Genomic DNA, 23,593 nt, shown 5'->3' on the forward strand with positions numbered 1-23,593 from the left:
CAAAGTAAAATAGTTCTTCAAATTTCTTATCTAAAGCTATACATAATATTAATGCTAATTTAGCAGTAGGATTGAATTGTCCAGTTTCAATTGAACTTATAGTATTTCTAGAAACACCAACCATATCAGCTAATCTTTGCTGAGATAGTTTAGCCTTTTTTCTTGTTTCCTTTAATCTATTTTTTAATATTAATTGCTCCATAAATTAACCATCCAAATCAAACAAGGTCCTATAGCAATTAATAGTCCACCAATTGAACTAATTAAATCTGTTTTCTCTTTATTAGCAAAATATTTTCCTAAATATTCAAAACCTATATATACTCCATATATAGTAAATAAATGAATGAAATCTTTATCATTTATATATTTGATAATCATAATTATAAGTATACCTATTGTCGCTGCTCCTAAACCCCATTGACTCCCTTTTTGAGCTTTATAATTTTTAGCTTCATCATTAAACAAATTTTCTTTTTTAGCTCTTTCTAAGATTTCATCTTTTTCCATAAAAATCCTCCTTGCAAAGTTTACTTGTCTATATTATATTTTAGCCAAGTAAACTTGTCAACGATTTATATATATCAATATGATTTATTTTAAAATTTCATATATTATCTATACGATCCTATTTTTGTTATTTATCTATTACTTCAGTAAGACAATACCACTAAAATACTTTTACCCTACTTGATTTACAACTTCATTTCCTGATATATATATTACTCAATTGAATCATCACCCTGATTTTGAGCATAAAAAAAGATGATTTCTTTAAATTCATCTTTTCTTATTTAGATATGAAATTATAATTATTTAAACTAATGCCATATAATATAAAGAATATGCCTTAATTATAATGTTTTTTAATATAAAACAATCCAATTATAAAAACTATAATTGTGATTGGATAGTTAATACACTTATTTATACTGGATAAAAACATCCCTGCTACAATCCAAAAAACAACTGACATAAATATTAAAAGTAATATTGATCGCATTTTATAATTTTTCCATTATCACTTCCTTGTATCTCCACACTCTAGGTTAACAACCACTGAAACATCGAAATACTTTTTCAGCTCTTTTTTCTTGAAATTATGCTCATCTTTTGTAAAGACAAAATGGTCATAAAAGTGCTTGAATCTCAGGATTTCTATATAGTTTGCTTTTGTATCAACGCAATGCACTCCACATGGCTCGTCTGCGGGAACATATCTACAGGCTGCACTTTTTCTGCGGTGTAGCCGCCTTCTATCAGCAGGGCCAGGTCGCGTGCGAGTGTAGCAGGGTTGCAGCTGACGTAAATCATCTTCTTGGGCTGCATTTCAAGAACAGCGTCGATGAATTGCTGATCCAGTCCTTTTCTTGGCGGATCAACGACGACTAGGTCAGCGGAGCGGCCTTCTTTGCTCCATTCCACCATTACGTCTTCTGCTGCACCGACATGGTAGGTGACATTTTCTATTCCGTTGAGTTCTGCGTTTCGTTTAGCGTCTTCAACTGCTGGTTCAATGATTTCAATGCCATAGACCTTTTTGGCTTTTTCAGCTAAAGCAAGTGAGATTGTGCCAATACCACTATAAGCATCGATGACAGTTTCTTCACCTGTCAGTTCGGCAAACTCAAGCACCTTGCTGTAGAGCACTTCAGCCTGCGAGGTATTGACCTGGAAGAATGAACGATGAGAGATTTCAAACGTGTGATCCAGAAGTTTATCGTGATACTTGTCTTCCCCATGAAGCAGGATAGCTTCCTGCCCTAAAATAACGTTTGTCTTTTTTGGATTCACATTCTGAACGATACTGACAACCTCCGGCAGTTCTTCCAAGATGTCCGGAACGATTTTACTGATCGGAAACAGTTTTGGTGTACGTGTCACGAGAACGATCATCATTTCTCCAGTATGATAACCCCGTCGGACAAGGATATGGCGCAGGTTGCCTGTATTATCTTTTTCGTTGTAAGGTTTGACGCCATAGGTTCGCATGATATCCCGAACGGTCAGAATTGCCTTGTCTATTTCCGGGTCTTGGATTTTAAAGTCTTCCATAGGGATCAAGTCGTGACTGTTTTTTCTGTAGATTCCTGTTTCCAATTTTCCCTTGATTTTTCTGACAGGGACCTGGGCTTTATTACGGTAGCCGAAAGGATTTTCCATCCCCATGACGTCATGAACAGGCATATCAGGCAGTTTGGCTATTTTCTGCATAACGTTTTCCACTTGGTCTTTTTTAAATTTAAGCTGACCTTCATAAGTAAGATGCTGCAGGGGCATGGTTCCTGATTGTGCGTAAGCCTTGTCTTTTATTTCTACGCGATCGGGACTGGTATTGATGATTTTAATCAGCTTGCCGACGCCATATGACTTCCCTACTTTGATCACTTTGAATTCGACAGTTTCGCCTGTTAAGGCCCCTTCAATGAATATAGGGTAATGCTCGATTTTAGCCACTCCCAGCCCTTCATGGGTCAAATCATTGATTTCTCCCTGATAGGTTTTGTTCTTTTCTACTGGCGCTTCGAATTTCTTTTTATGGTTACTCATGTTTTTCTCCTTTTTCTAAGTTGCATGGTTTAGTTATACAAAGTATACAGGTTTTAGTGACAAGACGAAAGCGCACAGTTTTTAGGCTGCGCGCTTTTTTTAATCATCTTTATTTTCAAATTCACGTACACGTTTCTTGAACTCTTCTTCTTTTTCTTCGGCCATCAAATCACGCGTATTGATAGATAAATGCATTCGATCAAGATCGGTCACGATTTCTAAATGCTGCTGGTACATCGTGAATTCAGCAGGCGCATCGCCGCCGTATTCACCGTCGATATTTATCATGAGCTGCTGGTTATTCTGTGTTTCAGCTTTAACGTAGCTCGTTTTTTCGTATAGTACTTTTGGATGCTGTATATGTCGGCCATCATTCATCAGCATCGTAATCAAACGCAGGATTTCTGCAAAATTAGTGGTTTTCACAACAATCAAAGTGAATTTACCGTCGCCTAGAGTTTTATCGGGAGCGATTTTTTCAAATCCCCCCACAGAATTTGTCAAAGCAACAAACACCAATGAGGCGATCCCTTCGTAAACACCGTCATCGTAAGTGATTTTGACTGGAACTTTACCTACGCGAGGAAGCAGTTCTGCCCCTTTTACAAAGTAGGCCAGTGAGCCAAACAAAGATTTCATGTTAGCCGGCACTTCATAAGTAACTTCTGTCAAAAAACCAGCTGCTCCAATATTCATAAAATACTTATCATCTGATTTTGTTTTGACTCTGCCGATATCCATATGGACCGTTTGATTCTTATGAATAAGCTGTGCTGCTTTAACGTAATCATATCGCGGTATTTTTAGTGCCCTCGCGTAGTCATTCGTCGTCCCTGATGGTATGATCGCAAGCTTTGGATGCTTTGAATGTGGTGACATCCCGTTGATCACTTCATTTATCGTGCCGTCACCACCTGCAGCTATGATCAAGTCGAACCCATCTACAGTACACCGGTCTGCTTCTTTCTGTGCACTCAAAGGTTCCGGCGTCGTACAGAAGGTACTGGTTTCATATCCTGCTTTTTCATATTCATTCAATATATCTGGTAGTTGCCTTTTTAGTGTTTCACGACCGGATGTCGGATTATAAATCAATCGTGCGCGTTTTTTCACCGTACATCCACCCCCTTTTCAGATCGCTCCTAGCGTTTATCCATTTCTTCTTTTAACAGTTTATTGACTACGCCAGGATTAGCTTTTCCTCTTGTTTGTTTCATAACGTTTCCAACCAGAAAGCCTAACGCACGGTCTTTACCGTTTTTGTAGTCTTCGATAGACTGTTCGTTTTGGTCAAGTGTTTCCATGATAATAGGCAGCAGTACTTTGGGATCACTCAATTGAACCCAGCCTTTTTCTTCAACAAGTGCTTTCACGTCTTCACTGCCTTTGGTAATCAGTTCTTTGAATACTTTTTTGGCGATTTTTGAAGAAATCGTTCCATCTGCAATCAAATTGATCATCTCAGCGAGCGCTTTAGGTGTCAAGGCTGTCTGATCGATTTCCATCTGTTTTTTGTTCAAATAGGCTGAAACTTCTCCCATCAACCAGTTGGATGCCTGCTTTGGATCTGCGCCATGTTGAACTGTTTCCTGGAAGAAATCAGACATTTCCACAGTGGCAGTTAAAACGATGGCATCATATTCGGGCAGCTGATAGTCTTTCACGTATCTCTTTTGTCGTTCTTCTGGCATTTCTGGAAGTGATGTTCTGATTTCATCGATCCACTCGTTACTTATTTCCAGGTTTGGAATATCAGGCTCCGGGAAGTAACGGTAGTCACTTGACCCTTCTTTCACACGCATCAAAATCGTCTCACCTGTCGCTTCGTCAAAACGTCGGGTCTCCTGCTGGATCGCTCCACCGGCATTCAGTATTTTCTCCTGACGAGTTATTTCATATTCCAGACCTTTTCTCACATTGTTGAACGAGTTCAGGTTTTTAAGTTCCGTTTTTGTTCCAAAAGATTCCTGGCCAACAGGTCTTAAAGACAGGTTGGCATCACAGCGCATCGACCCTTCCTGCATTTTCACATCTGATACACCCGTAAACTGGACCAGCTGTTTGATCGTATCAAGGTAAGCTTGAGCTTCTTCAGGTGAGCGCATATCCGCTTCTGAAACGATTTCTATCAAAGGCGTTCCCTGACGATTAAGGTCGACATAAGAAGAGCCATCTTCACCGTGCGTGTTTTTACCGGCATCTTCTTCAAGGTGGACACGTTCAATGCGTATCTTTTTCTTTTCACCTTTGACTTCAACCTCGATCCAGCCTTCATATCCAATAGGTTCGTCAAATTGAGAAATCTGATAAGCTTTTGGATTATCCGGGTAAAAATAGTTTTTACGGTCGAACTTTGTGTGATTTGCAATACTACAGTTTAAAGCGAGTGCCGCTTTCATTCCATATTCTATTGCCTGTTTGTTAACGACCGGCAATACGCCAGGATGTCCCCAGTCAATAACGTTGGTATTCGTATTCGGTTCAGCTCCAAAATGGGCTGGAGATGGGGAGAACATTTTGGACTCAGTCTTTAACTCCACGTGTACTTCTAATCCAATAACAGGTTCCAAATTCATCCTTATTCTCCTCCTTTAAATACTGGTTTTTTGGTAAGATGGTTTGTTGCTTTTTCATAGGCATAAGCAGTCCTGTAGATCGTTTGTTCATCGAAGGGTCTCCCGATGATCTGCATACCGATAGGCAGTCCTTCTGAAAAGCCACAAGGTATGGAAAGTGACGGAACCCCTGCCAGATTCACAGGGACAGTTAAAACATCAGCCATATACATTGCCAAGGGGTCTTCTATCTTCCCACCGATTTCAAAAGCTGTGGAGGTTGTCGTTGGGGCAACCAGAACATCCACTTGTTCAAAGGCTTTGTCAAAATCCTGACGAATAAGTGTACGTGCCTGTGCCGCTTTTTTGAAATGAGCATCATAAAAACCGGAGCTTAGTGAAAAGGTACCAAGCATGATACGACGCTTCACTTCCATCCCGAAGCCTTCTGAACGGGACTTAACATAAATATCTTCTAATGAATTAATATTTTCAGAACGGTAGCCATAACGAATACCATCAAATCGCTGTAAGTTACTTGAAGCTTCTGAAGAGGCGATAATGTAATAAGCTGGAATACCGTATTTTGAATGAGGCAGACTGACTTCTACGATTTCAGCACCCATTTTTTTATACTCGTCGAGTGCTTGACGTACGGAACTTACGATAGCTGTTTCTTTAGCGTCTTCATGGAAATATTCTTTTGGTACACCGATGCGAAGACCTTTAACACCTTTGTCGATATTTTCTGTGAAATCAGGTGTTTCTCCACGATAAGAAGTCGAGTCTTTATCGTCTGTACCACTGATTGCATTTAAAACAAGCGCGTTGTCCTTCACTGTGCGTGTAAAAGGACCAATTTGATCGAGACTTGACCCGAAAGCAATCAATCCGTATCGGGAAACCCGGCCGTAAGTCGGTTTCATCCCCACAAGTCCCGTGAAAGATGCCGGCTGACGGATCGATCCTCCTGTATCTGATCCAAGAGAAACTGGGATTTGTCCGGCAGCAACAGCCGCGGCTGACCCTCCTGAAGATCCACCAGGGACTTTAGTGAGATCCCACGGATTACGTGTTGTTTTCAAAGCAGAATTTTCTGTCGATCCGCCCATGGCAAATTCGTCCAAGTTCAGTTTTCCTACAGAAATCATCCCTGCCTGTTTCAACTTTTCTACAGCTGTTGCGTCATACACCGGAACAAAGTCTTCCAGCATTTTAGAAGCCGCTGTTGTACGAACACCTTTGGTTGAAATATTATCTTTGATCCCAACGGGTAAACCACTCAAAATATTGTTTGGATCTATACCATTTTTATCTGCTTCTCTTGCTGCTTCAAGTGCTTCTTCTTTATTTAGCGTAAGGAATGCTCCAACTTTTTCATCTGTCTCTTCGATCTTCTCATAAACCGATTCGATCAGTTCGACAGCTGTCCATTCTTTATTCACTAGTTTTTCATGCAACTCTTCTAAAGTGTAATCTAAAAAATTCATCAGGCTTGTCCCTCCCCGTTATCGAACATATCGGGAACTTCAATGTATCCATCTTTTTGGGTTTTTACATTTTTAAATAGTTCTTCTCTATCTGTCCCTTTTACTGCTTTGTCTTCTCTCCAGACATTTGTTTGCTGGAGACCATGATATGTTCCTTCTACACCTTCTGTATCTAATTCCTCAAGCACTTCAACCATTTCGACGATCTGGTTCATTTCTTCAGTAAATGTCTGTATGGTTTCTTCATCTATTTCAAGTTTTGAAAGTTTAGCCACATGCTTGACCGTTTCTTCGTTTATAGCCATAAAACCCTTCCTCCCACTTCTTTTATCATGTTGAAATTATTAATTAAAGATATAAACGTCGTACTCATCCTGGTTACCCTCGCGATTGAGGTAAGATTCTAAACCATTCAGAGATTCTACGTTTATTTGAGTCGGTACATTAGCAGGCAAATACGTTTTACCCGCTTCATTTAAGAATTGCGTAAAGGCAATAATTTCTCCTTTACCGTAAAACTGCGTGGTCACATTGATTTCCAGATTGACGATCTGCTCTTCGATATAATGAGCAAGCCCGGTCACGCCACTAATATTAGGGAAAAAACTTTCGACTTCTGATCTAAAGTTGGCAAAGTTGTTCCCCTCGGCACTCTGCATACCTTCTAGTGGAAAGATGACACGTTCTTCATTGATTTTATTCCAGTCAGAGACCTCTGATTCACTGCCCTCGCTGAGTCCTTCAGCAATAAAAGTTCCTGGAGCGAGATCATCCCGGCTCGATTGTTCATATAAGCCGATCATTACGGGGATCGTTTCCAGACCCGCAACATTTCTGATACGGGAGACGATTTCGTTTCCGATTCTTTTTCCTTCTTCCAGAACTCTTTCTCGAGGGATTTCCTGCTGGTAGGTTGGCTCATATTGTTCGAGCTGGTAATAATCCACTGAGTTTAATGCCAGACCTATGCTGACGCCTGCGAGTTTGAGCCCGTTATCTGTTTCTATATAATAATTTTGTTCAAGTATCGAATTCAAGACAATCGGCTCTCGTTCGCCAGCATCCTTATTGTCACTTGCAGGTGGATTTAATCCCTGCATCTGTTCATCAGTTTCCTCGTCTTCTTGATTTGTTGTTTCTCTTTTCAACCAGTTTGTAACGAGATCAGCAGACAGGTACTGACCTTCTTGGAAAAAATGTTCTTCTGTAGAAAAATACTTTTGCGAATGACGCATCAAATCGATCTCAAACATACGCATATTCACATTTGAATTCAAATTGCGTGTGATTCCTCTGTTTTCACTTGGGGCGTATGTGCCTTCTTCTGTGATGACAGGGCGGTAATAATCTGAATCGATCTGCTCTTTTATGATGGTTGTTTCATTTTGCCCTTTTACGCTTTCTTCCATCTGGTTATCTTCCTGTCCTGTCTCTGACGCACCATCTTCTGCTGGATTACTACAGGCTGCTAGGAACAAAGTTTGAGCAAGTATTAAACCCAGCATGGTTTTCTTTTTCATTTGCTCTCACTCTCTTTTTTAATCATTCATCAATCTCCTCAAGGACTTGCTGTTCATTCAGCACAGGGATGCTGAGTTCATTAGCTTTGTCCAGTTTGCTGCCGGCATCTTCTCCGGCAATCAGATAGTCAGTATTTCTTGACACGCTCCCTGTGACTTTTGCTCCGCTATTTACAAGTTTTTCTTTCAATTCACTGCGTGTAAACTTTTCGAGTTTACCAGTGATGACGATTGTTTTATCTGTAAAAAATGTTGTTTTTTGTTCGATTTCTTCTTTTCGTTTCCCTTTATATTCCATATTGACAGCTGCTTCTTTCAGCCTTTTCAGTAAATGGTCCACTTCTTCAAGCGCAAAGAACGCTCGAATGCTTTCTGCAATGACTTCTCCCATACCTTCGATTGCCTCGATTTGTTCTTTTGACGCTTGCCGTAAACCTTCCATGGTCAAAAATTCTTCGGCCAGTAAGCGGGCTGCTTTCGTCCCCACATGCCGGATTCCCAAGCCGAATATAAGGCGTTCCAGAGAATTTTCTTTGGAGTTTTCTATTGCTTTAAGCAAATTTTCTGCTGATTTGTCTGCAATTTTATCCAATTTCAGCAACTGATCTTTTTTTAAATAATAGAAATCAGCCGGACTTTCAACGAGCGCTTCATCATACATTTGTTCAGCGATGCGTTCACCCAGTCCATCAATATTCATGGCATTACGAGAAACAAAATGAGACAGTTTTTCCTTAGCCTGAGCAGAACAGGCGGGATTCATGCATCTTAAAGCTACTTCATCTTCTAAATGCATTAGTTCACTTCCGCACACTGGACAATGCGTTGGGTAATCATAAGGCTGACTGTCATCCGGTCGCTTGTCTTTAACAACCTTTATCACTTCTGGTATGATGTCGCCGGCTTTACGCACCACGACAGTATCACCCAGTCTGATATCCTTTTCTTTCATAAGGTCTACATTATGAAGACTGGCTCTTTGGACTGTTGTACCGGCAAGTTGAACGGCGTCCATAATAGCTGTAGGTGTTACTACCCCAGTTCGCCCCACGGACCATTCAACTGTCTGCAGACGAGTTTCTGCCTCTTCTGCCGGGAATTTATATGCAATCGCCCACTTTGGTGCTTTGACTGTGTAACCGAGTTTTTCCTGATTTGTTAATTCATTTACTTTAATAACGATGCCATCGATTTCATATGGCAAGTCGGATCTTTTATTCTGATACTCTTCTACAAAGTCCCATACATCCTCGATCGACTCATAGACACGTCGCTCCGGATTCGTTTTAAGGCCGAGTTCATCCATCAAATTTAAGGCACCGGATTGACTGTCGACTGCTTTTCCTTCCAGCCTGGGAAGTGAGTACAAGAAAACACTGAGGTTCCTTGATGCCGTCACTTTTGGATCCAGATTACGGATCGTCCCTGCTGCTGCATTTCTCGGATTGGCAAAAACGGCAGCGCCTTGTTCTTCACGTTTTTGGTTCAGTGCAATGAAAGAAGTTTTTGGCATGTATATTTCACCGCGCGCTTCAAGTGTCAGCGGTTCTTTCAAATTCAAAGGTATAGAACGGATCGTTTTCACATTCGTTGTGACATCTTCACCTTCTGTCCCGTTTCCTCGTGTAACGGCTTGTTTGAATTTACCCTCTTCATATTTAAGAGAAACGGCCAGTCCATCCATTTTCAGTTCACACTGATATGCATAGGCAGAATCCAATGCTTTAGAAATTCTTTGGTCAAACTCCTGAAGCTCTTCTTTTGAAAAAGCATTGTCTAAACTCAGCATTGGTGTGTCGTGCTGTACTTTGGAAAATCCTTCCAGTAAAGCACCGCCAACACGCTGAGTCGGTGAATCGTTTTGAACCAGGGTCGGATACTTTTCTTCCAGTTCAACTAACTCTCTGTATAAGCGATCATACTCTTCGTCTGGAATAGTCGGCTGATCCATAACGTAATACTGGTGACTATACTGGTCAAGTAAAAGAATCAGTTCATCGACTCGTTTTCTCGCTTGATCAAAACTTACATCTTCAGCCATTGTCTTGTCCTTTCTGCATTAAGATTTTTTAACAGTCTATATTTTTTCGATCGGTGCAAAACTTGCCAGTAAAGGTTTGATTCCTACTCCAGGAAAAGCAATATCCAGCTGCAGGTCATCTCCTTCACCACTGATCTTTACAACTGTTCCGATATCCCACACTTTGTGTTTAACCTTCTCACCAACTTGCCAGTCCAGTTTTTCTGCTCCACTGTTTCCTGTTGCGTGAGTCACATACTTCTTTCTTTTCTTCGTCTTTTTATCGAAGGGGTCATTCGCCTGATTGCCAAAGCCTTTGTAAGTACTGCTTGAAAAAGGCTTCAATGAATTGGATTCTTCTATATTTAAAATATTATCGTCGACTTCATCTAGAAACCGTGAAGGACGATTTGACTGCACACGACCGTATAAGGCACGAGACATGGCATTCGTGAGAAAGAGTTTTTCTTCGGCACGTGTTATGCCAACGTAAGCCAGCCGTCTTTCTTCTTCCAGTTCATCTTCATCCATTTCAGCTCGTGATAACGGGAAAAGTCCTTCTTCCATGCCGATAAGAAATACGATCGGAAACTCTAAGCCCTTGGCAGCGTGTAAAGTCATCAAGGTAACTTCGCTTGTCGGTTCTTCTTCCAGTTTGTCTATATCTGAAATAAGTGACAGGTCTGTAAGGAAGGCTATCAGGCTGTCATCTTCCTGCTCTTCTTTATCAAACTGATTCGTTACTGTCAGAAATTCTTCAATATTCTCGATCCGTGTTTCGGCTTCCAGTGTCCGTTCTTTCTTCAAAGTCGGCAGGTAATCTGACTTGTCAAGAACTTCCTCAGTCAGTTCAGTTATGGTCAGGAACTCAGCCATCTTTCTGAAATCCTGGATCATCAAAGCAAAGCCTTCAACTTTCTTGGCGGCACGAGTGGATAAATTGATGCTGCTTGCATTCAAAGCCGCATCATAAAGACTCCATCCCATTTCTTCTGCAGCCAGTGCAAGTTTTTCCACTGTACTTGCGCCGATCCCTCGTTTGGGTTCGTTGACGACACGAGCAAAACTTAAGTTGTCCTTTGGATTAGCGATCAGTGTAAGGTATGCCAAAACATCTTTGATCTCTTTCCGGTCGTAGAATTTATGGCCGCCGATCATTCGATAAGGAATATTTGTCTTGATCAAGGTTTCTTCCATGACTCGAGACTGTGCATTGGTACGGTAAAGTACTGCGAAATCTCCGTATTCACGATCTGGATTTTTTTCAAGTTCATTTTTTATATTCTGAATGATATAGCGTGCTTCTTCGTGCTCATTTCCTGCCCTGTAGTAAGTAATAAACTCGCCGCCATCTCTATCAGTCCAAAGACGCTTATCTTTTCGTTTTGAATTGTTGGATATGACATCATTTGCCGCTTTCAAAATATTCTTGGTGGAGCGATAATTCTGTTCCAGTAATATGACCGTCGCATCAGAGTAATCTCGTTCAAAGTTTAAAATGTTTTCCATATCAGCGCCACGCCAGCCGTAAATACTCTGGTCAGCATCGCCTACCACACAGATATTTCTAAATCTTGCTGCTAAAAGGTTGACGAGTTTGTACTGGGCATGGTTGGTATCCTGGTACTCATCCACATGAATATACTGGAATTTTGTCTGATAGTATTTTAAAACATCTGTGTGTTCTTCAAATAGACGAACAGTCAGCATAATGAGGTCATCGAAATCCAGTGTCTCAGATTGTCTAAGTTCACGCTGGTAACTATCATAACAATCTGCTACGATTTTGCCAAAATAATCCGTTGCTTCAACCCTGAATTCTTTCTCATTTTGCAACTTGTTTTTTGCGTTGCTGATTTCAGACAGGATCGCTCTCGGATTGTATTTTTTTGGATCGATGTTTTGTCGTTTCAGTATTTTTTTAATAAGTGTCAGTTGTTCTCCAGGATCAGCAATCGTAAAGTTTGTGCTGTAGCCAATGTGGTCGATTTCTCTTCTTAAAATACGAACACACATCGAATGAAATGTCGAGACCCAGACATCGCGCCCGCCATCTTTAACGAGTGACGCTACCCGGTTTTTCATTTCGGATGCCGCTTTATTTGTAAAAGTGATCGCTAATATGTTCCACGGATTTACGCCTTTTTCTTGAATCAGATAAGAAATCCGGTGGGTCAGCACGCGTGTCTTTCCGGATCCTGCTCCAGCCATGATCAGTAAGGGGCCATCCGTGTGCGCCACCGCTTCTCTTTGTTTCGGGTTCATCCCCTGTAAAATATCTTCTCGCAGTACCACTGTTTTCATCCTTTCAGGTGTTCATACATTCTTATATTATAACAGAAACCAACATTCTCTTTCCATAACTCTTAATAGAGTTTATGCAGAATATCGATTGGTGATTGTTTCTTAATGTCATTATTAAAATCTTTAAACGATAGTAATGAATTACGTTAATGTAGACGATTTTGAAAGTAAACTGGCAAAATCATCCTTCTGAAAGAGCCTTCTTCAGTTATCTTAAGAAGTCGAGACGAAAAAATGTTAAACTGCTTAAGTTTAGGCTCACTCTTAAGGGGTTTTAACTATTATTTCAATGACTGCTTAAGCTACTGGTTTATTTCAACTAGTTTTGTCCTTAAAAAACAAAACTGCTTAAGCAAAGCTCCAACTCTACCCTTCACCAAATAAAAGAAGGTATTTTTCGCCGGGCCGAAAAATGTCTATTTAAAAAGTCCTTACTCAAACATAAACCTTATGGTAAACTAGGATTTTTTTTGATGTTCGGCTGGTTCAAGCCACTAATCCTATTTATCTGTCGAAACTTCACTATTTTCATCTTCTTCACTTAAACGAGCTCAAAGAAAAAGAGATCATCTATGCGATGACCTCGTTATTTTTCTGACTTAATTTTTTTAATGGATGTTTTGTTTAATCAAAGATATCTGACAACTGTTCCAATGTTTTTTTAAGCTGGCTCGTTCTTATTACTACATGTCCTAACTCTTCTCTATCCCCCTCAGAGAGGTTGCTGTTGTAGAATGTAAATAGCCAGTCTGGCTTAATCTGTGCCTGGGTGAATGCCAGTTTTTTTTCATCATTTTTCATCAGTTTCATAACCAGTGTATCAGAAAGGATTTCATCCACTTCTACGGGCCAGCCAGTGACTGCCTTGATCAAAGCTTCGTATTGTGAAAAGTGGGGATAGTTGAATGTATAATGCAGAGCCCGATGAGGATGGGCAATGATTTCATTTACATATAGTGCGCCACTGCCTGTGGAAAAAATTTCGATTGCCATGACCCCTACAAAATCTATTTTACTTGCAATCGTATGGCCGATCCGTTTTACTTCCTGCTCCGTTTCATCATTTAAACGCGCCGGAGCAATTGCCTGATAAAACTTGTCACTCTGATACTGCATTTCGGTTATGGGAAAGGTTGAAATGTCCCCCTCGCTGTTTTTGACCAGAGCCAGACAGATTTCTTTATCGGATGGCACCCAAGCTTCAAGTACACAGGTTCCTCTAGAGAGATAGTCATTTGACGCTTCGATATCCTCTTCATTAAATAGGACGTAGTTTGACTTGAACCGCTCATCAGTACTATTGGGTTTCAAAACACATGGAAAACCGATACTCTTCACAGCTTCCCTAATATCATCCAATGAAACGATGGTTGCGAAAGGTGCAATGTTAACTTTCACGGATTCCAGGAATGCTTTTTGCAGCATACGGTCTTGAGAAACAGCAAGCAATTCTTCGCCTTGAGGCACAGCTACTGTCTTTTTCATCGTCTCCACCATACTTGAAGGAAACGCATCAGATTCATAAATAATGACGTCGCTCTTTAAAGCGAGATCCATGCAGGCAGTTTCATTTGATAAGTCTGCCTGGATGAACCAGTCAGCTACGTTTTCAGCTGAACATTTTTCATCAGGATCCAGCAAGCGGACATAGTACCCTAACTTTTTAGCAGAAAGAGCCAATAACCGCCCAACACTGCCGCCTCCAATAATACCGATTGTACTCCCCGGTTTAATCCAATTTGTCATTACTTTTCACTCCATGGTCATTTTTCATCAAAAGGACTTTCCAGTGGCTTGTTTTTTACTTGCTTTTTGTTTTTCTTCATTCGTTTTGTCCAGAAACCTCCATTTATATACCTCGGTTCATAAGAAACCATAAATGCCTTTGGCTCGATTTCGTGGATCAGGCGGTATAATCCTCTTTCATTTGACCGTGGTGTTAAGATTTCAAGGACATAGCGGTTCCCTTCTCTGCCATGGGCCTGACTGATTGTCACTCCAAAACCTTCTCCACGCAGTTCTTCGGCAACTTCCCAGCCATTTTCCGGGACAATGGTCGTAACGAGTATATGACCGAGTGCCAGTTTATCTTCTATTTTCATTCCCGCATATATTCCTGTACCAAAACCGACTGCATAAGCAATAATGTTCATTACATTATCTAGATTGTCTAAAACAAGTCCCAATCCTACAACATAAATAGCCACTTCAATCATTGCAATAAAGGGCGCAACTGCCTGATAGCCTTTCATCGTCAACATCATTCTTAACGTACTCAAAGTAACGTACACGACGTTGATTACAAAGATTGTTAGAATTATTTCCCAGTTAAAATTCAATGTATCACTCCTGTATTGAAATCTCATTCATTATGCAATAATAGCTGAGACATTGAATATTGTCTCAGCCTAATCGTTAGTAATCAATGTGCTTACACTTGTTAATCTTGCTCATTTTTGAAATTTATGTGAGTATCATCATTTTGTTTGTTTGTTTCAAGAATAAGTGTGGAGATTCTCGAGCCTTCCATTTTATCAACGGTCAGGCAAAAGTCCTGAACACAGATGTATGCGTTTTCCTGTTCTCTGGGTATACTTCCAAATCCGGTTATAAAATAACCAGCTATCGTATCAACATCTTCTGAATCGATCGACAAATCAAAGTAATCATTGAATTTATCAAGCGGTGTTGAGCCATCGACACTATAAGTAGTTTCATCGATTTGTTCGATTAGACTATTTGATTCATCGTATTCATCGTCTATTTCTCCAACGATTTCTTCCAGTAGATCTTCCAGCGTAACGATACCTACGACACCACCGTATTCATCATTTAAAATAGCCATCTGATTCTGTGTCTTTTTCATTTGAAAAATCAGATCATCAATGAAAATTGTTTCCGGTACGAATAAGGGGCGGTTACTGATTGCTTTCAAGTCGATTGAATACAAAGGCTTATGTTTCGACGCTTGTAAGAGATTTTTGACATGAACGATACCAAGGATATTATCTTTGTCTTCAAAATACAAAGGAACGCGTGAGTGCGGTGTTTCCAGCATCTCTTCTATATTTTCTTCGTTCGGGTCATCATAATCAAGCATGAAAGCATCTGTTCGAGGTACCATGACTTCGCGTGCAATTTTGTTATCCAGCGATAATACACCTTTGAGCATTGAAAACTCATCGATATCGATGACTTCGTGCTGGTGACTGTGTTCGATGAAAGAACGAAATTCTTCCCGGGTAATAGCTTCATCATTGGTAAGAAAATCTATAGGTAAAAGTCGTTTCATGCCTTTTATGGTTATATTAAGGAGCCAGACGATAGGCATGGAAATGTATCGCAGCACTAAAACAAGACCTGACAATTTCATGGCAATCGTGTCCGGGTTCTGTTTTGCGATAGCTTTAGGAAGCTTTTTTCCGAATGACAAAAGTACATAAGTCAATACGATGGCACTCATGATTAAACCAAATACTTGTGACGAAAGAATTGGATTTGTCAGAGATTCAATAATCTGCGTAATCAATAATACGGTTATACCACTTGTCAGCACTGCTGTCAGGGACATTCCTACTTGAATGGTCGTTAAGAATTCATCTGCATTTTCCAAAATCCTCAAAATGCGCTTGGCTTTTTTGCTGCCATCCAGGGATTCTTCCATTATTTTATTTGGATTGATCGATATCATAGCCATTTCAACGGCTGAAAAAAATCCATGTAATACGATTAAAATAACAATAACTACTGTCGGCCCAATAAAGGGCTGTATACTCCAGGGGTCGCTGTTCATAACTTGTCTCCTTTTAAATTCCAATCATGTAAAAACACAGTCACTATATCATATTAAAGTCTTTCTTACAATGCTTTTCGCTCTCATATTTACTTATTTTATCAAAGGTAATATCGACTTCAGGAACGGCTCAAATCGTTCTATAACATCACCGCTTTTTTGTCCTTCAAGTTGTCCAACAAAGGAATAAGAGGTGTCTTCTTCATCAAAAGCATACAAAAATCCATTTGTAATATTGCCGTCATCTCCAGCGATTTCCGCTGTACCTGTTTTGGCTCCTACTTGATAATTCAATTCGTCCAGCACGTGAGACGTACCGTTTGGATTATTTACTGCTTCTACAAGGTACGCCCTCACACGTTCAGCATTTTCAGCTGATATAAGTGGTTCTGTTTTCAGTTGTGTCTCTTCTAAAAGCAGTCGTGGGTATACGAAGGTTCCTTTGTTTAATACCGGAGAAAAGTAAGTCTGCTGGTGAATCGTATTCATCAATACTTCTCCCTGTCCGTATGCTGTATCGGCCAATAAAGCCGGCTTATCGATCGTATTGTCATTGGCTGGCTGCGCAGGTTCCATAGCAAGTGGAAGTTCCAACGATTCTCCGAATGGAAACTGCAGCATACCCTCAACAAAATTCTCCGAGCCCATTTCGAGTGCTTCCATAGCAAAAAAGATATTATCTGAATAAACCAGTGCGTCGGAAAGATCCACCTCAGTGACCGTATCACTGACACGTGTGATTTTTCTGTCTCCGAACTCTTTTATATCCGGAGACCAACTGAGACCTTCGATCGTATTCTTTTTATCTGGCGTTGTCGTCCCAGATTCCAGGAGTACGAGTGAAGTTAAAATTTTAAATGTTGATCCAGGCGCGTAGCGTGCCGTGAAACGATTTAAAAATGGCTGATCTTTGTCGTTATTATAGGCATTGTAGTCTTCTGTTGAAATCCCTCTTGCAAAACTTTGCGGATCATATGAGGGGGAACTCACTAGTGAAAGGAGCTCGCCACTACGCGGATCCATAAGTGACGCCGATCCCGGTTCTGATTCGAATGCCTCAAACAACTTTGTCTGAATTTCACTGCTGATAGTTAAACTTAAGGAGCGACCGTCTATTTTTTCTTGTTCCACAAGGACTTTTTTGGTTTCGCCTTGATCGTTGACCAGCGTTATTTCTCCTCCCGGTTCACCTCGGAGTTCCTGGTCGAAGCGGTATTCTAATCCAGCTTTACCTATGATTTGCCCAGTCTTAAGAGTCGGATCATTTTCGATATCTTCTGCAGATACCTCGCCCACATAGCCAGTAAGATGCGCCGCAGCTTCTCCTAAAGGATATATCCGATCTGTGATTTTTTGATACAAGACACCAGTTACTTCTGGCGTTTCTCCAACGTCAACAGTTTTAAATGGAACAAAGCTTTCCTCATTGACCCAGTTCTGATCAAGCAGTTCCAGTAGTTGTTCTGAAGAAACATCAAAGGTTTTACTTATATTTTTCAGCCGTTCGTCGCGTTCTGTTCCGTCGCCCAACACTTTAGGATACAGCCCCGCTTCATAAGCATCGCCTAAACCAGCCAGCATATTTCCATCTCGGTCGTAAATAGAACCGCGATCCGGTTCTGAATAAGAAAGACTGACCGTGTCCCCTTTTTCCATGCCGGGGAAGAAAAGCGAATGATTCCAAACGACCGCTTTTGACTCTTCTGTTTCCTTGATGTCTGCCTGATAATCCATTTCGCCTGTATTACCTAATACAGTGCTCATGTCAGTTGTATACTTGAACGAATAATCATCAGTTTCTTCATTATAGAGAATTTCATGACTGGTTACTTCGATCGTTTCTACACCAATCGTCTGAAAAACAGACGCATATCTTTCAGACAGCTCTTCATCCGTGTATCCTTTTGTCTCAATTGATTCCAGATAGAGCACATCGACATACTCTTTAAAACGCTGTTCTGTTAATGCTGATAAATAATCGTCCACCAGTGTTTCAACTTCATTTTTACGTTCCTTAGCTAATTGTTCCTTTCTCCAGTTCTGGTAAAAGAAAAAACCACCGAGAAGAACGACTAGGAGACCAACGACCCCTGCTGCTATTCTTATAGTTTTTCTATTTGACTGTTTGCGCTGATTATTATTTTTCACGTCCGAACTCCTTTTCATAAATAGGTGGGCGTTCCTTCGCTGATTTGCTTTTTGCCGCTTGCTGTCATTTAATTTTTATTATCGAAACGATCCAAATCATACGTTTCAATGATGTCAATGACTTTTTTTGGATATGAGGGATCGGTGGCATATCCTGCTGAATAAAGAGCCTGTGCAGCTTCTTGGTAGCTGGAAGCTTCCTGCACATCTCTGTATAGCTTGGGATTCCACTTTGTTCCGCCACTGATAAGTTCGGCGTAATCACGGACAGATGCTTCAAGGGAAGGGTAACTTCTAAAAGAAGCAAAGACTTCTGTCCATTCTTCCTCATATTCTCGTGTTTTGTACTGACGCCCATTTGACTGCCCTTTTATGCCAAAATAATTATTTTCCTGACGAGACAACCCACTCTGACCCCAGTTTGATTCCAGAATAGCTTGGGCGATCGCCACACTCGGTCTAATCCCGTGAGATGATTTTAAAGGGACAACATAACTAGCCACTTCTTTTATAAATTCCTCTTTTGTCCAGTCTGTTTCTCTTTCTGTATCTTTCTCTATTGTCTGACCAATCAGAGCTATTGTACCAAAAAAAGTCAGTGTCAAAACAATCAGAAGTTTTAGAACGGGTGACCGGTATTTTTTCTTCCTGTAGCTCAGAACTTATCCTCCTTATCTTTTTTTATCTTTTATTTAATATTTATCTATAATTCTCTATTCGTCTATTGTTATTACAATCCTATTCAGTCTATAGTCATTTTAACACATTATATGATATCCCAGTAGATTTTAAACTATAGTATTCTTTTAAAAACGGAGAAATTTAAAACTCCCTTCTAGTGTGAAAATTTGTAAATGACCGTTTTCCAGCCAAATAAATTCACGTTTTGAAGAGAGTTTTGTGTTTTAACCTTTCAGTGCTTCTGTAATTTTTTTCAGTTGTTCATTCACTTTATTTTTTTCTATAAATCTCGCAAATCGCATCACTTCTTGTCCATTTACAAAGAGTAATACGACCGGAATAGTAAACACTGTATACTCTCCGGCGATATTCGGCAGTTTCTGCACATCTGCCTGCATTGACACGATTTCCGGATAACTTTCAATTATCGGCTTGATCTGGGGTAAAACCGCATGACATACAGAACAATTTTCACCATACAGATATAATAAGGCTAAGTCATTATCTTTAACGAATGTTTGTAACTCTTTCAGTGAATCTGCTTCTTTAAATCCTTCCATTGTTTCCACCCCTTTTTAAGATCATTATTCTTACGTGTAAATTAATCCTGCGTTTTCAGTGCTTCCACCATATCAACATTCTTTAATTTAAAGTGCATGACTATCATAACTAAACTACTGAAGAAAAACATCAACAGGAATGAATAGAGATAACTCGACCAGGCAATCTGATCGACAAATCGCATAACGTCCAGTTCTGCTGTCTGCAGCACAAACTGGTGCATGAAAATCCCCAGTACAAAACCAACAAGGATACCCATGACCGTCAGTACAAAGTTCTCACGGTAGACATACATTGTTACTTCTTTATCATAAAAGCCGAGAACTTTGATGGTAGACAATTCTCTGATGCGCTCAGACACATTTATATTCGTCAGGTTATACAAAACGACAAAAGCGAGTGAGGCAGCTGAAATGATCAAAACAACTGTAACGATATCCAAACTGTCCATTGAGTCCTGGAATTCTTCTTTTATAGAAGAAACGAATGTTATGCCCAGGACACCATCTTCTTCTGTCAGTTTTTCACCCAGTTCATCTTCGTTGATCGAGTCTTCATATTTAAGCAGACTCGTATTATAAGAAATATCTTCATCGATGACCTGCTCATAGTATTCTTTTGACATGTATACATAGTGTTCGACGTATTGTTCAGAAATACCAGCGATATCGATTGTTGCCGTTTCGCCTTCTTCCCATTCCATTTCCACCGTATCTCCGATGTTTACATCCAAAAGATCAGCAAGTTTATCCGTAATGACCGCACCCTCTTTTTTTAAATCATACCTGATCGACTGGTCGTTTCGGTCCCTCAACACAACAAAGTCCTTGAACATTTCTTTGTCATCTGGAACCAGCAGGGTGGCATCTCGCATTTCGCTGTCTTTCTCTACGGTAACACTTTCCTGCAGTGACTGCAGTTGTTCTTCGAAACCGTCAACCTCATCCAGAGTCTTGGCAATCGACTGCTGTTCACTCTCGGTTGCATTGGGATCTTCAGTTACTATAGCCTGATACAAATTGATTTCTCCAAATTGAAGATCTGTTATATCAGCTATTGAATCGGAAAGTCCAAATCCAGTTAGAAGTAAAGCCGTTCCTCCTGCTACACCAAACAGGGTCATTAGCATACGTCGTTTATATCTGAATAAATTTCTTGACGATACTTTTTGAGTAAACGAGAATCTTTTCCAAATAAATGGGAGTCGTTCCAAGAAAATACGTTTCCCTTTTTTTGGAGCTTTTGGTCGCAGCAAGGTTGCCGCATTGCTGCGTAAAGATAAACGCACAGACACCAGAGTAGATAATCCAGTAGCCAGTAAAGCCGCTATTATTGAAATCAGCGCATAGTTCCAGTAAAATTGCGTCTGAGCTTCCGGCAGATTGTAAAGTGTGCTATAGGCATCAAGAATCACATTCGGGAATAACCAGTAGCCTAAAAACAGTCCGATCACACTACCAAATGAGGTCGCAATAAACGCATATATAAAGTACTTAGCTGCAATCGATGTGTTCCCGTAACCAAGTGCTTTCAGCGTGCCGATCTGATTTCTGCCTTCATCGACCATACGTGTCATGGTCGTCAATGAAATCAGCGCAGCCAGCATAAAGAAAAAGACTGGAAAAATTTTGGCAATTGCACTAATGCGATCAGCATTTTCACTAAACTCTTCGTATCCAGGATTGGATGTTCTGTCTTTTACAAAATATTCCGGTTCTTCCAGTTCAGCCAGCTGTTCTTCAGCATCTGCTAGATCTGCTTGAGCTTCCTCTATTTCTTTATTGGCTTTGGCTTCCTCTTCTTTAAATTCTTCTAAACCTTCTTGATAATCTGCTTCAGCTTCTTCCAGTTCAACTCGTGCTTGTTCCAGTTCTTCTCTGGATGCAGTAAGTTCCTGCTCCAGCTGATTTTCAGCGTTATCAAGCTCCTCTAGGCCTGCGATGATTTGTTCTTCTTGAGCCTGAAGCTGCTGATAAGCAGCGGTACCTTCTCTTTGAGCTTCTCTAAGCTGATTTTTATTTGCCTGTACTTCGTTCAACGCCTGATTTAAATTGTCACGTTCATTTTCAATCTCAGCACGTGCATTCGCTTCTTCAGACTCGAGTTCGTCCAGTCCCGCTTCATAGTCCGCGTATCCTTCGTCGATTTCATTACGGGAATCTTTCAACTCCTGCCGGCCTTCTTCAAGTTCCTGTTTTGCATCTTCGATCTCTGTATAGCCGTCGTTTATTTCTGTTTCGATTTCTTCATATAGTTTGTCGTACCTTTCTTCAGGTCGACCAGAAAAAACTTCTTCCACATCATTTGTTTTTTTCTTTATAAATGACTGATAATCCTCTGTGTAAGATTCATACTGTGAGGACTGGTCAAATAAGACATGTGCATCTGTATAAATGTCCATGTCAAAGACCTCGGATAACACTACAGAAAAACCATCTAAATTACCGTTCCCGATCGTTGTATTCCCTCTATTTGAACGTTCAATGTATAAGGGACTCTTCACAAAGCCGACAACCTCAAAAGTACGCTCAGTAAGTACATCATCCTGATCGTCAGAGGAATCTTCATTAAACGTCACACTGTCACCTATAGCATACTCATCAGCATAATTACTAGTATGATCCAAGGCTATTTCATCAGTTGCTTCCGGCAATCGCCCTTCAATGATTTTTAACGTATTGACGTTTTCCAGATTTTCATTCCATCCATATACCTTTGAGGTCAAACCCGTTCCACTTAAAATGACATCTTTTGTATAAAGATAATTGATTTCGGCATTTTCAACTGAGTCAAGTAATTCTTTGTCTTCATCTGCAAGTCCCATGGTCGAAAACACATGTAAATCGCTTAAATTCTGTTCATCATAGTATGAATCAGCCGTATCGTTCATCACCGGCCCGGTTGCACTTAATCCGGCATAAAAGGCCACTCCGATCAGAATGATTGCAAAAATAGACAGAAAACGGGTTTTACTTCGCGTGATTTCTCTGAATGTGTCTTTCCATAATGCGCTTTTTTTCACTTCCAACCCTCATCTCCTATATATTTTACCATTCAATCGATTCAACTGATTGTGGATGTTCATTCACTGTAATATCTCTTACTTTTGCGTTTTTTATGTCGATCACACGATCAGCCATTGGAGCAATAGCACGGTTATGTGTGATAACAACGACTGTCGCACCAAATTCATCCTTAGACCGGCTCAGTAAATCCAGCACTTTTTTTCCTGTCTCAAAGTCCAAAGCCCCCGTCGGCTCATCACAAAGTAAAAGTTTAGGTTGCTTAGCCAGTGCTCTGGCGATAGCCACACGCTGTTGTTCTCCACCTGACAGTTGGGCGGGGAAATTATCCATCCGGTCTTCTAGCCCGACACTAATGAGGATCTCCTCGGCATCCAGTGCATTAGGCGAGATTTCCGCGGCTAATTCAACGTTTTCTTTAGCAGTCAAGTTAGGGATCAGGTTATAATTCTGGAAAATAAATCCCACATCGTTACGTCTATATTCCGTTAACTGTTTTTCTTTGAAACCGACGATGTTCGTTCCATCTATGATGACATCCCCTTCGTCAGCTGAATCCATTCCACCTAGAATATTTAAAACCGTCGTTTTCCCAGCACCACTGGGACCAACGATCACAGCAAATTCATTCTTCTCTATATCGAAAGTGATGCCATCGTTGGCAACAACTTCCGTTTCTCCTGACTTGTAACGCTTGATTTCATCTTTTACTGTTATATAAGCTGTCATATTTATTCGTCCCTTCTATACTTGTTCCTATCTAGTTATTTTATCATACACGTTTCAATAAAGGCTATATTTTCGAAATCTTCAGTAAAAATTCAATAATAAATCATATCTTGAACAAAATAGACGCCAAGACATTTTTAAAGCTGTGTCACTTGTGTACATCACTCCAAGAAAACTGAAGTCTTTATCTAGCCAAAAAGCAGAAAAAGTTCAATCTTT

Annotated in this window: 18 protein-coding genes; all 18 read right to left on the minus strand. The window is 40.3% G+C overall.

The features are described 5' to 3' along the window. The coding region (locus AKA01nite_RS00005) for a helix-turn-helix transcriptional regulator (RefSeq protein WP_146922547.1) at positions 1-202 on the minus strand (202 nt) is incomplete at its 3' end. Further along, positions 190-510 (minus strand): DUF6442 family protein, encoded by a 321-nt coding sequence (locus tag AKA01nite_RS00010; protein WP_146922549.1) that lies wholly within the window; start codon positions 508-510, stop codon positions 190-192. The genes AKA01nite_RS00010 and AKA01nite_RS00005, both read right to left, overlap by 13 nt. A gap of 648 nt (positions 511-1,158) precedes the next feature. Beyond that, entirely contained in the window at positions 1,159-2,550 is a 1,392-nt protein-coding gene (rlmD, locus tag AKA01nite_RS00015) for a 23S rRNA (uracil(1939)-C(5))-methyltransferase RlmD (protein WP_146922551.1), read from the minus strand. A gap of 99 nt (positions 2,551-2,649) precedes the next feature. After that, a complete protein-coding gene (locus tag AKA01nite_RS00020) occupies positions 2,650-3,663 on the minus strand; it encodes a diacylglycerol kinase family lipid kinase (RefSeq protein ID WP_146922553.1) in 1,014 nt (337 codons plus the stop codon). Positions 3,664-3,692: 29 nt separating this feature from the next. Continuing rightward, a complete protein-coding gene (gene gatB, locus AKA01nite_RS00025) occupies positions 3,693-5,126 on the minus strand; it encodes an Asp-tRNA(Asn)/Glu-tRNA(Gln) amidotransferase subunit GatB (RefSeq protein ID WP_146922555.1) in 1,434 nt (477 codons plus the stop codon). 2 nt (positions 5,127-5,128) lie between these two features. Beyond that, positions 5,129-6,598 (minus strand): Asp-tRNA(Asn)/Glu-tRNA(Gln) amidotransferase subunit GatA, encoded by a 1,470-nt coding sequence (gene gatA / locus AKA01nite_RS00030; protein WP_371860838.1) that lies wholly within the window; start codon positions 6,596-6,598, stop codon positions 5,129-5,131. Next, complete coding sequence (gene gatC / locus AKA01nite_RS00035) at positions 6,595-6,900, minus strand: Asp-tRNA(Asn)/Glu-tRNA(Gln) amidotransferase subunit GatC (protein WP_146922560.1); 306 nt, start codon at positions 6,898-6,900, stop codon at positions 6,595-6,597. The genes gatA and gatC overlap by 4 nt, the downstream gene beginning before the upstream one ends. A gap of 39 nt (positions 6,901-6,939) precedes the next feature. Beyond that, positions 6,940-8,115, minus strand: coding sequence for a CamS family sex pheromone protein (locus tag AKA01nite_RS00040; protein ID WP_146922562.1), 1,176 nt, complete (start codon positions 8,113-8,115; stop codon positions 6,940-6,942). A 22-nt stretch (positions 8,116-8,137) separates the two neighbouring features. Next, positions 8,138-10,156, minus strand: a complete 2,019-nt coding sequence (gene ligA, locus AKA01nite_RS00045) for an NAD-dependent DNA ligase LigA (protein WP_146922564.1) — start codon at positions 10,154-10,156, stop codon at positions 8,138-8,140. Positions 10,157-10,192: 36 nt separating this feature from the next. Beyond that, positions 10,193-12,430 (minus strand): DNA helicase PcrA, encoded by a 2,238-nt coding sequence (gene pcrA / locus AKA01nite_RS00050; RefSeq protein WP_146922566.1) that lies wholly within the window; start codon positions 12,428-12,430, stop codon positions 10,193-10,195. Positions 12,431-13,063: 633 nt separating this feature from the next. Continuing rightward, positions 13,064-14,185, minus strand: a complete 1,122-nt coding sequence (locus AKA01nite_RS00055; protein ID WP_146922568.1) for an ATP-grasp domain-containing protein — start codon at positions 14,183-14,185, stop codon at positions 13,064-13,066. 17 nt (positions 14,186-14,202) lie between these two features. Further along, entirely contained in the window at positions 14,203-14,778 is a 576-nt protein-coding gene (locus AKA01nite_RS00060) for a DUF2179 domain-containing protein (protein WP_246116947.1), read from the minus strand. 101 nt (positions 14,779-14,879) lie between these two features. Next, a complete protein-coding gene (locus tag AKA01nite_RS00065) occupies positions 14,880-16,232 on the minus strand; it encodes a hemolysin family protein (RefSeq protein WP_146922572.1) in 1,353 nt (450 codons plus the stop codon). A 93-nt stretch (positions 16,233-16,325) separates the two neighbouring features. Further along, positions 16,326-18,380, minus strand: a complete 2,055-nt coding sequence (gene pbp4 / locus AKA01nite_RS00070) for a penicillin-binding protein PBP4(5) (protein ID WP_186805029.1) — start codon at positions 18,378-18,380, stop codon at positions 16,326-16,328. A 68-nt stretch (positions 18,381-18,448) separates the two neighbouring features. Continuing rightward, positions 18,449-18,985, minus strand: coding sequence for a glycoside hydrolase family 73 protein (locus tag AKA01nite_RS00075; protein WP_186805030.1), 537 nt, complete (start codon positions 18,983-18,985; stop codon positions 18,449-18,451). A 300-nt stretch (positions 18,986-19,285) separates the two neighbouring features. Beyond that, a complete protein-coding gene (locus AKA01nite_RS00080; protein WP_146922578.1) occupies positions 19,286-19,621 on the minus strand; it encodes a thioredoxin family protein in 336 nt (111 codons plus the stop codon). A gap of 41 nt (positions 19,622-19,662) precedes the next feature. Then, on the minus strand, positions 19,663-22,644 hold the full coding sequence (locus AKA01nite_RS00085; RefSeq protein WP_246116954.1) for an ABC transporter permease: 2,982 nt from the start codon (positions 22,642-22,644) through the stop codon (positions 19,663-19,665). A gap of 25 nt (positions 22,645-22,669) precedes the next feature. Then, entirely contained in the window at positions 22,670-23,374 is a 705-nt protein-coding gene (locus AKA01nite_RS00090; RefSeq protein ID WP_146922580.1) for an ABC transporter ATP-binding protein, read from the minus strand. Positions 23,375-23,593: the final 219 nt, after the last annotated feature.

The sequence above is a fragment of the Alkalibacterium kapii genome (genome assembly GCF_007988865.1).
Taxonomy (GTDB): Bacteria; Bacillota; Bacilli; order Lactobacillales; family Carnobacteriaceae_A; genus Alkalibacterium; species Alkalibacterium kapii.